Origin of the sequence: Stenotrophomonas pictorum JCM 9942, assembly GCF_001310775.1 — a bacterium.
Lineage (GTDB): Bacteria > Pseudomonadota > Gammaproteobacteria > Xanthomonadales > Xanthomonadaceae > Stenotrophomonas > Stenotrophomonas pictorum.
In genome coordinates this window covers 1-842 of the sequence record NZ_BAZI01000697.1, presented here as the reverse complement: position 1 = coordinate 842, position 842 = coordinate 1, and the positions used below count along the sequence as shown (strand labels likewise).

The following is an 842-nucleotide window of genomic DNA, read 5'->3' as shown; positions in this document are numbered from 1 at the left end:
GCCGTGCCTCCCAGTCGTGCCAGCAACGCCGCGTGGCCCTCACGGCCCCCGGCAAACAGTTCATCCACCGCGGCCACCAGTGCCGGGGCGAAGGTATGCGCGTACACCCCGGGCGAGGACGCCCGGCCGGCATCCAGGCCACGGCAGAACAGGTAGCGGATGCCGCCGAAATCGCGGGCGTAGTCGTAACCGGCGCCGATCCGGAAGCGCAGCCAACGGTGCAGCGCCACGGTGTAGATCAACGCCTGCAGGTCGTACTCGCTGTGGCGCATGGCCGCCTCCAGTTGCGCGGCGCTGTAATCGGGCAGCCGGTTGGACTTGTAGTCCAGCACGTACCAGCGCCCGTCGCGGACGTAGGTCAGATCGATCTTGCCGGTCATCAGCCCTTCCAGCTGGCGGCGAAGACCGAAGCCCTGGCGGCCCCGCACCACGCCATGCTGATGCAGCACCCGCAGCAGCGCCGGCACCGTGGTCGGCTGCATCGCGAAATGGAATTCGATTTCGGCGCGACGCTCGCCCTCGCCCAGCGTGTGCAACGCACCGCCCTCAGGCAGGGTCACGGTCAGGGTCTGGCCGATCAGCCGGGTCAGCAGGCCCACACCGTCGGCGATCTCCTCGTCGACATAGCCCTCGGCACGCAGCGTTTTTTCAATGATCCCGGCCTGACCGTCCGGCGCCGGATCGGCAGGGCGCCAGTCACCCCAGGCGCCAAAGTCGACATTCTCCAGCGCGGCATGCAAGACGTTGCCGAAGCGGCTGCCGGCAAAACGCGGATCGAACACGTCCGCGGCGGTGGCCACCACGGCGCTGTCCGCCCCGCTCTCCAGCGCGTCGTCGATCGT

At 68.8% G+C, this 842-nt stretch carries 1 protein-coding gene; it reads right to left on the bottom strand.

All coding sequences use genetic code 11. The features are described from left to right. Positions 1 to 842, bottom strand: an 842-nt coding sequence (locus JCM9942_RS17125; RefSeq protein ID WP_172675199.1) for a PD-(D/E)XK nuclease family protein, incomplete at both ends; no start/stop codon positions are given.